The 9601-nt window shown below is 33.1% G+C and carries 9 protein-coding genes; 6 read left to right on the top strand and 3 right to left on the bottom strand.

Annotated features, from left to right (window positions below):
- The first annotated feature begins 211 nt into the window (after positions 1-211).
- The 4 genes from ACHZC3_RS08465 to ACHZC3_RS08450 all read left to right on the top strand — a co-directional run bounded on the left by ACHZC3_RS08465 (position 212) and on the right by ACHZC3_RS08450 (position 4280).
- Positions 212-1840 (top strand): acyl-CoA carboxylase subunit beta, encoded by a 1629-nt coding sequence (locus tag ACHZC3_RS08465; RefSeq protein WP_394759437.1) that lies wholly within the window; start codon positions 212-214, stop codon positions 1838-1840.
- A gap of 2 nt (positions 1841-1842) precedes the next feature.
- A complete protein-coding gene (locus ACHZC3_RS08460) occupies positions 1843-2106 on the top strand; it encodes a hypothetical protein (protein ID WP_394759436.1) in 264 nt (87 codons plus the stop codon).
- A gap of 78 nt (positions 2107-2184) precedes the next feature.
- Positions 2185-3789, top strand: coding sequence for a M1 family metallopeptidase (locus ACHZC3_RS08455; protein ID WP_394759435.1), 1605 nt, complete (start codon positions 2185-2187; stop codon positions 3787-3789).
- Positions 3790-3857: 68 nt separating this feature from the next.
- The gene (locus tag ACHZC3_RS08450) at positions 3858-4280 is read left to right on the top strand and encodes a DoxX family protein (protein ID WP_394759434.1); all 423 of its coding nucleotides are present in this window, start codon (positions 3858-3860) and stop codon (positions 4278-4280) included.
- A 50-nt stretch (positions 4281-4330) separates the two neighbouring features.
- Here ACHZC3_RS08450 and ACHZC3_RS08445 read toward each other — a convergent pair whose 3' ends face one another.
- Together ACHZC3_RS08445 and prfB are read right to left on the bottom strand one after the other, a co-directional pair.
- Positions 4331-5131, bottom strand: a complete 801-nt coding sequence (locus ACHZC3_RS08445) for an HNH endonuclease (protein WP_394759433.1) — start codon at positions 5129-5131, stop codon at positions 4331-4333.
- Positions 5132-5147: 16 nt separating this feature from the next.
- Positions 5148-6243, bottom strand: a protein-coding gene (gene prfB / locus ACHZC3_RS08440) for a peptide chain release factor 2 (RefSeq protein ID WP_394759432.1) whose coding sequence is annotated in 2 segments (ribosomal slippage) — positions 5148-6179 and positions 6181-6243 — 1095 coding nt in all. Because the reading frame shifts where the segments join, the coding sequence is not laid out codon by codon here.
- A 180-nt stretch (positions 6244-6423) separates the two neighbouring features.
- Here prfB and ACHZC3_RS08435 point away from each other — a divergent pair.
- A complete protein-coding gene (locus tag ACHZC3_RS08435; protein WP_394759431.1) occupies positions 6424-7449 on the top strand; it encodes a threonine aldolase family protein in 1026 nt (341 codons plus the stop codon).
- 55 nt (positions 7450-7504) lie between these two features.
- Here ACHZC3_RS08435 and ACHZC3_RS08430 read toward each other — a convergent pair whose 3' ends face one another.
- On the bottom strand, positions 7505-7825 hold the full coding sequence (locus tag ACHZC3_RS08430) for a YbaB/EbfC family nucleoid-associated protein (protein WP_394759430.1): 321 nt from the start codon (positions 7823-7825) through the stop codon (positions 7505-7507).
- Between the two features lie 136 nt (positions 7826-7961).
- Here ACHZC3_RS08430 and ACHZC3_RS08425 point away from each other — a divergent pair.
- Positions 7962-9601 (top strand): S9 family peptidase (locus ACHZC3_RS08425; RefSeq protein WP_394759429.1); only part of this gene is annotated, 1640 nt, incomplete at its 3' end.

The following is a 9601-nucleotide window of genomic DNA, read 5'->3' as shown; positions in this document are numbered from 1 at the left end:
ATCAAATGCACGAGCAAAGTAAACTAATAATGAAAACCTATAAAACTAAAAACAGCACCAAAAACGTTTTTGGTGCTGTTTAATTTATCTATTTTTGTTTAATAATCTGTATCGATTATTTAGGACTAGTCAATAATCAAATGTTTTGTGAGTGTCATAGATATTTTTATTAATTTTAGCCTCAAAATTAATATTACTTAAGAATTTACAAATGGACATAAACTTCAACAAAAACGAAGACCACAATAAACTATTATTATCAGATTTGAGACAACACTTTGCAAAAGTTAAACTTGGAGGAGGCGAAAAACGAATCCAAAAACTACATGCCGAAGGCAAAATGACAGCTCGAGAACGTATTGATTATTTGCTTGATACTAATGAAAATAATATCGAAATTGGTGCTTTTGTTGGTGAAGGAATGTACAAAGAACACGGTGGTTGTCCGTCAGGTGGAGTAGTGGTAAAAATGGGTTATGTTTCAGGAAAACAATGTATTGTTGTAGCTAATGATGCTACCGTAAAAGCTGGAGCTTGGTTTCCAATTACTGCAAAAAAGAATCTTCGTGCGCAAGAAATTGCCATGGAAAACCGTTTACCGATTATCTATTTAGTTGATTCAGCTGGCGTTTATTTGCCATTACAAGATGAAATTTTTCCAGACAAAGAACACTTTGGACGTATTTTTAGAAATAATGCCATTATGAGCAGCATGGGAATTACCCAGATTGCAGCGGTTATGGGAAGTTGTGTCGCTGGAGGTGCTTATTTACCCATTATGAGCGATGAAGCCATGATTGTAGATAAAACAGGAAGTATTTTTCTAGCTGGAAGCTATTTAGTAAAAGCTGCAATAGGAGAAACTATCGATAATGAAACATTAGGTGGCGCTACAACACATTGCGAAATTTCGGGTGTGACAGATTATAAAGCAAAAGATGACAAAGATGCTTTAGACAGAATAAAAAGTATTGTTGGTAAAATTGGTGATTTTGAAAAAGCTGGATTTAATCGTGCTAAATCAGAAAAACCAGCACTTGATGAAAAAGAAATATTTGGAATTATTCCAAAATCACGTGCAGATCAATATGATATGTACGAGATTATAAAAAGAATGGTAGATAATTCTGAATTTGATGAATACAAAGGTGATTACGGAAAAACATTAATCACAGCGTATGCCAGAATTGATGGTTGGGCTGTAGGAATTGTGGCTAACCAACGAAAAGTAGTTAAAAATGCCAAAGGCGAAATGCAATTTGGCGGTGCTATTTATTCGGATTCTGCCGATAAAGCAACCCGTTTTATTGCCAATTGTAATCAGAAGAAAATCCCATTAGTTTTTGTACAAGACGTTACAGGATTTATGGTTGGAAGCAAATCAGAGCATGGCGGAATCATAAAAGATGGTGCCAAAATGGTCAATGCAGTTTCTAATTCGGTAGTACCAAAGTTTACTGTCATTGTAGGAAATTCTTACGGAGCAGGAAATTATGCCATGTGTGGAAAAGCGTATGATCCAAGATTAATATTTGCTTGGCCAAGTGCCGAACTCGCTGTCATGGGTGGAACGCAAGCTGCAAAAGTACTCGCACAAATTGAAGCTTCTTCGCTAAAAGCTAAAGGAGAAGTCATTGATGAAGCCAAAGAAAAAGAATTGTTTGATAAAATAAAAGCACGTTACGACGAACAAGTTTCGCCATATTATGCGGCTTCTCGTTTGTGGACGGATGCTATTATTGATCCTCTTGAAACTAGAACTTGGATTTCGATGGGAATTGAGGCGGCAAATCACGCACCCATTGAGAAGCAATTTAATTTGGGAGTGATTCAGGTTTAGTCATGTTAAAAAAAATAGGTTTAATATTCGTTTTCTCAATACCTGGAATTATAGTTTCATATTTATTATCATTTATATTAGAGAATTTTCTAATTCCCGATTGTTGTGATTCGGAATATAATTCTCCAAATTGGATTATAGAATTATTATACGATTTTCCAAGTTGGAACGGTTGTCATCCTTACCCATCAGATATTCAATTTGGATTGATTTATTCACTTGGAATTTGGATTGGATATTTTATTTATAGGAAAATATTTAATTAAAATTTTTCTTAAAAACAGCAATAAATTAAAATCTACTACTAACTTTACGTAGTAGATTTTTTATTTAATTCAATTAACATGAAAAACATAATTCTCTTTTTATTACTAACAAACTTAGTGTCTGCACAGGAAATAACTCGTCGTGATTCACTTCAAGGTGGTTTGCGAACAGAACGAACTTGTTTCGATGTGCAACGTTATGATTTAAATATCAAAGTCAATATTGATGAAAAATCGATAGTAGGTTACAACGATATTACTTTCAAAGTTGTCGATAAATCGAATACAATTCAAATCGATTTATTCGAGAATATGCAAATTGATAGTATTATTTATAATACTAAAAAACTGAATTATAAACGTGATGAAATTGCTGTTTTTATCACTTTCAATGAAAGTTTAAAAATTGGAAACCAAGAAAAAATACGGTTTTATTATTCCGGAAACCCTATAATTGCCAAAAGAGCACCTTGGGATGGTGGTTTTGTATTTACAAAAGATAAACAAGGAAAAAAATGGATTGGAGTAGCTTGCCAAGGAACTGGAGCTAGTTTGTGGTATCCTTGTAAGGATTCTCAAAGCGATGAACCAGATTTAGGTGCAACGATAAAAGTAGCTGTGCCTAATGGTTTAATGAATGTTTCTAACGGAAGATTAGTAGGTTCGGAAGATTTAAAAAACGGATATACTCGTTGGGATTGGGAAGTAAAAAACCCTATAAATTCGTATGATGTTACCCTGAATATTGGTGATTATGTACATTTTGGAGAAAACTACAAAGGACTAGATTTAGATTATTATGTCTTGCGAGAAAATGAAGAGAAAGCTCGTAAACAATTTGAAGAAGTAAAACCTATGATGGACTGTTTTCAGTCAAAATTTGGAACCTATCCTTTTGCTTCCGATGGTTATAAACTGGTTGAAACGCCTTATTTAGGTATGGAACATCAAAGCGCTGTTGCTTACGGAAATCAGTATCAGAAAGGATATTTAGGAAGCGATTTATCGGGAACAGGAGTAGGCATGTTGTTCGATTTTATTATTATTCACGAAAGTGGTCATGAGTGGTTTGGCAACAGTATTACGAGCAAAGATATCGCCGATATGTGGATTCATGAAGGATTTACACAATATACCGAAATCGTTTTTGTTGAATGTCAGTTTGGTTATGACAAAGCGATGGAATACGCTTACGGATTGCGTAATAATGTAAATAATGACCGTCCGATTATTGGGGATTATGGCGTAAACAAAGAGGGTAGTGGTGATATGTACCCAAAAGGAGCATTGCTTTTAAACACTATTCGTCATATTGTAAATGATGATGAAAAATGGTGGAAAATACTCTTGAAGTATAGCGAAACTTTCCGTCATAAAATTATTGATACTAATACTGTAGTAGATTTCTTTAACACAGAATCAGGAATAAACTTGACTCCAGTTTTTAATCAATATTTAAAATACGCTACGATTCCAACTTTAGAATTAAAAAAAGAAAAAGGAAAATTATCTTATAAATGGAAATCATCTGAGTCAAATTTTAATATGCCAATAGATGTTAAATTAAAAAATAAAACAATTCGCTTGAACCCAAGTAATAATTGGACAAAATCTAATATTAAAATTAAAAGGCTTAGCGAAGTAGATGTTTTAAAAAATAAATTTCTTATTGATTTTGAATAAATTTTGATAAATTCTTTTTTTAGTTGTTAATATTTTATAACTTAGTGAAATAATTTAACCTTAATATTATGGATACTGTAAAAAAACTTAATAAATGGGCTAATGCTCACACCTATTACGGAATAGATTTGCTACGTATTTTAGTTGGATTTTATCTGTTTTATAAAGGTATTTCTTTTATAACGAACACAGAGTATTACGATATTTATGCAGAATCACTTAAAAAATTTGGTGGCGGAATGGTAATTATTCATTATGTAGTTGCGGCAAATTTAGTTGGTGGAATAATGTTAGTCTTTGGGTTACTAACTCGTTGGGCTATTTTCGCACAATTACCTATTTTATTTGGAGCTTTCTTAATCAATTTTATTGGCAAAATGGATATTCAAAATTTAATTTTATCGGTACTTCTTTTCGGATTATGTATTTTCTTTCTTATGTATGGAAGTGGAAAACATTCTGCCGATTATTATTTTAAAATGCAGCAATGAGAGTTAGTTATTATATTCTAAAAGGGTCTGAAAATTTCAGACCCTTTTTATTATAATGCAGCTGGTACTTTCCCCCAGTTTATTCCTCGTTTTATTCGTAGAAGCTGTGTTTCAGTAATTTTATGTCGTTTAGCGAGTTCCCGCAATGCAATGCCTTCATTTATGCGCTTCTTAATAATCATTACTTGGCTTTCAGTGAGTTTTGTGTTACCACGATGTCCACCATTTACTAGAACTTTCGCTTTAGATTTTATAACAAAAGGACTACTTTTTTGATGTGTTGCATTTTCTTCACGCGTCATCCATTTTAAGTTCGAATGATGATTGTTTAGTTTGTCATAATCAATGTGAGCAACTAAATTATGATCCTTTGATGGTTTTTCTATAAAATAAATAGCTACAAACCGATGAATGAGTCCTCCAAAAGTTTTCTTGCGTTTTCTTTCAGCTTTCTGGTATTTTTTTAAATAATCCTTCTTTTTCTTAGCTAATATTGCTTCAGTTCCTTCGATTTTATTTAAAATCGCCTTATATTTTATATCTTCAGTAATAGAAACTAATTCGTTTGTATAATTCTTAATTTCTAATTTTAAAACAGCTATTTCTTCCCTTGCAGGTATAAATTTTGCACTTTCTTTTTCAGTTATTGGAGTAAGAACCATTAAGTTTGTCGATGGATAACCTTCTGTTAAAAGAGGTTTTACTATTTTTTCTATTCCTGAAGAAAATGTGATTCGTTTTATAGTACCATAATTAGAAATCCATAATTCATATCTTTCTATAAAAGGGGATTTTAATTCAATTTGTTTCCAAACTTCTTCGTCATAAAAGCGCTTAATATAATTAGTCATGATATAATTATTTAGTTTAACTTTCTTTTTGTCCCATTTTCATTAAATATGCTTTCAAAAAAGCATCTATATTACCGTTCATTACACCATCTACATCACTGGTTTCATGGCCTGTTCGTACATCTTTTACCAGCTTATAAGGTTGCATTACATAGTTTCTAATTTGCGAACCCCATTCTATTTTCATCTTTCCAGCTTCAATATCAGCACGTTGCTCTAGTTTCTTTTTTAGTTCTATTTCATACAATTGTGAACGCAACATTTGCATGGCACGATTTCTATTATCATGTTGCGAACGTGTTTCCGAGCACTGAATTTGAATTCCACTTGGTTTGTGAGTCAACTGAACTTTTGTTTCCACTTTATTTACATTCTGACCGCCAGCACCACTAGAACGAGCAGTTGTAATCTCAATATCTGCAGGATTTATTTCAATTTCAATAGTGTCATCAACCAGAGGATAAACATAAACTGAGGCAAACGATGTATGTCGTTTTGCATTACTATCAAATGGGGAAATTCGCACCAAGCGATGCACTCCATTTTCACCTTTCAAGTACCCAAAAGAATAATCGCCTTCAATCTCTAATGTGACCGTTTTTATTCCAGCCGCATCACCTTCCTGATAGTTCAATTCTTTAAATTTGAAACCGTTTTTCTCTCCCCACATCATATACATACGCATTAGCATACTTGCCCAGTCACAACTTTCTGTTCCTCCAGCACCAGCAGTAATTTGTAGTACAGCACTAAGCGAATCGCCCTCGTCAGAAAGCATGTTCTTAAACTCAATTCCTTCTATATGGTTGTTCGTGGTTTCATACAAATCGTCCAATTCTTCCTCAGAAAGTTCTCCTTCACGATAAAACTCATAGGCTAATTGTAACTCATCACATAAATTTACGGCTTTTTCATAATCTTCGACCCATTTTTTCTTTGATCGAAGGTTTTTTACAAGGATTTCAGCCTCTTTTGCTTTATTCCAAAAATCGGGAGCAAATGTTTTCTCTTCCTCGTTTGTAATCTCTATTAGTTTTGCATCAATGTCAAAGATACCTCCTCAACGCACCAAGACGCTCCACAATACCTTTTATTTGTTCGGTATTTGTCATAAAATTGTTTAGTTTTGTAATAATTACTTGAAGCTATTTGCTTCGTCAGTTCGTTTTACTCGTGTCCTGCTATCCGCTACAATCCACGCCCAAAAGCGTGGGATTTTCACTACTATCAGGGCTAGAAAAGCAAAAGTAATTTATATATTTAGCATCAAAAATAAGAATTCTATTCGAAATATGGAAATAAATTTAGTTAGTGACACTGTAACCAAGCCTACACAAGAAATGCTAAACGCTATGTTTAGCGCAAAAGTAGGCGATGATGTGTATAAACAAGACCCAACGGTTAACGCCTTGGAAGATAAAGTTGCAGAAATGTTTGGTATGGAAGCTGCTTTGTTTTTTCCTTCGGGAACCATGGCAAATCAAACGGCTATAAAATTGCACACCAATCCTGGTGAACAAATAATATGTGATAAATGGTCCCATATTTATCATTATGAAGGTGGCGGAGCTTCTTTTAACAGTGGCGTTTCCTGTAATCTTGTCGATGGAAATCGAGGTATGATTACTGCCGATTTGGTCAAAAATGCTATTAATGATCCTGAGTTTTATCATGCACCACTTACTAGTTTAGTTAGTATAGAAAATACAACTAATAAAGGCGGTGGAGCTTGTTATGATTTGCAACCTCTTAGAGAAATTAAGCAAGTTTGTTTAGATAATGATTTGAAATACCATCTCGATGGTGCTAGATTATGGAATGCATTAGTTGCAAAAAAGCAATCGCCAACACAATTCGGCGAATTATTTGATTCTATTTCAGTTTGTTTGTCTAAAGGGTTAGGAGCACCAATAGGTTCAGTTTTGGTTTCTGATGCAAAAACAATTCATAGAGCATTACGAATCCGTAAAATATTTGGAGGTGGCATGCGACAAGCAGGTTATTTAGCCGCGGCGGGAATTTACGCTTTAGATAATCATTTTGACCGTTTAGCGGAAGATCATCGTAGAGCAAAAGAACTAGCTCAGGTTTTGCAAAGTTTGCCTTGGATAGCTTCTGTAGAGCCAGTAGAAACTAATATTTTGATATTTTCGGTTCAATCGTATTTAGATGAAAAAGTAATCACCGAAAAATTGAGAGAGAAAGGAATTTCGATTAGCTCTATGGGACACGGAAAATTACGTATTGTGACTCATTTAGATTATCGTGAAGTCATGCACGATTATGTTTTGGAAACACTTTTGAAATTGAAAATGTAAATATCAATTACGAATTATGAGTTTCAAAAACTCATAATTCGTAATTCGTGATTTTTTATTTAAACATGTCTTCCATGCCAGGAATCATAGGCATGTCTACTTTAGTAACCGCATCAAGTTCGGTAAGGTTTACTCTTGTCGCTTTTTCGATAGCTTTGTTTATTACCGTAACAAGATAATCTTCTAATTGTTCCTTGTCTTCTAACAAAGCATCGTCAACAGAGATGTTTTTTATCGTATTGTTTGCAGTTATTGTCACTTTAAGTAATCCGTCAGTGCTTTGCTCGTCTATAAGAACAGTATCTAAACGTTTTTTGGTGTCTTCTATTTTTTGTTGGGTTTCTTTCATTTTACCCATCATTGCCATTAAGTCCATGTGTATGTTTTTTAATTTAATGCAAATTTAATAATTAAAGCTAGAGATTCACAGATTTTAGTTTAATAAATTTTATGAATTCTTGGCTATAAAATGAAATTCTATCTTATTTTTGTCATTAAAATTAAAAACAAAAATGTCTAAAAAAATAACAGCTCCTTTAGCAGCTATAAAACCACATACTTTAGAAAAACATAAAGATATTCGAACGGATAATTATTATTGGCTTAACGATCGAGAAAACCCAGAAGTGATTGATTATCTAAACAAAGAGAATGAATATTATAACGAAATGACAGCCGATACAAAGACATTTCAAACAGAATTATTCGAAGAAATGAAAGCCAGAATTAAGGAAGATGATCAGTCAGTTCCTTATTTGTATAACGGATATTACTATATTACTCGTTTCGAAAAAGGGCAAAATTATCCAATATATTCTCGTAAAAAAGAAAGTTTAGAAGCAAAAGAAGAAATTTTGTTCGATTGTAACGAAATGGCAAAAGGGCAAACTTATTTTCAACTGGGCGGATTAAGTGTTAGTCCAGACAATAAGTTGGCTATTTTTAGTACTGATTTTATTGGAAGAAGAATTTATACGATTCAGATAAAAAACTTAGAAACAAACGAAATTTTATCTGATAAAATAGAAAACACATCAGGTTCTGCCGTTTGGGCAAATGATAATTTCACTATTTTTTATTCGACACAAGACGAAGTTACGTTGCGTTCGGACAAAATTTTCAAGCACAAATTAGGTTCAAATTCTTCAGATGATATTTTGGTTTATTTTGAAAAAGACGAAACGTATAATGTAGATATTGCCAAATCAAAATCAAAAAAATACCTAGCAATTGAGTCTGGAAGCACGCTTACAACTGAATATCAAATCCTTGAAGCCGATAATCCTGATGGAAAATTTAGAATGTTTCAAAAACGTGTTCGTGGTTTAGAATATAGCATTAATCACTACGGTGATAGTTTTTATATTATGACTAATAAAGATGAAGCTGAGAATTTCAAATTGATGAAAACATTAGAAACAGCAACATCAAAAGAAAACTGGACAGAAGTAATTGCTCACAGAGAAGACGTTTTATTAGAAGATATCGAAATTTTTAAAGACTTTTTGGTTGTAGAAGAACGCGAAAATGGTTTGCATAAAATTAGAATTATGCCTTGGAGCGGAAAAGGAGAATATTATCTACCTTTTGAGAGTGAAACCTATTCCGCATCAACAGGTGCTAATGTAGATTTTGATACCGAAATACTTCGTTACGGTTATCAATCTTTAACAACTCCATCTTCGGTTATCGATTTTAACATGAGAACCAAAACCAAAGAAATTAAAAAAGAACAGGAAGTTTTAGGTGGAAAATTTGATAAGAATAATTATGTAGAAAAAAGACTTTGGGCTACAGCTAGCGACGGAACAAAAATTCCTATTTCGATGATTCATAAAGTTGAAGTGCAGCTCGATGGAAGCAATCCATTGTTGCAATATGCTTACGGTTCTTATGGTTACTCTATGGATTGCACGTTTTCGACAACAAGATTATGTCTTTTAGACCGTGGATTTGTTTTTGCCATAGCACACATTCGTGGAGGTGAAGATTTAGGAAGACCTTGGTATGATGATGGAAAATTATTAAAAAAGAAAAATACATTTACTGATTTTATAGATTGTTCAAAATTTTTAATAGCAGAAAAATACACATCAGCAAAGCATTTATATGCTGAAGGAGGATCAGCAGGCGGTTTGCTTATGGGAGCAGT

This window comes from Flavobacterium sp. (assembly GCF_043720215.1).
Taxonomy (GTDB): domain Bacteria; phylum Bacteroidota; class Bacteroidia; order Flavobacteriales; family Flavobacteriaceae; genus Flavobacterium.
This window is presented reverse-complemented; position numbering and strand designations above follow the sequence as displayed.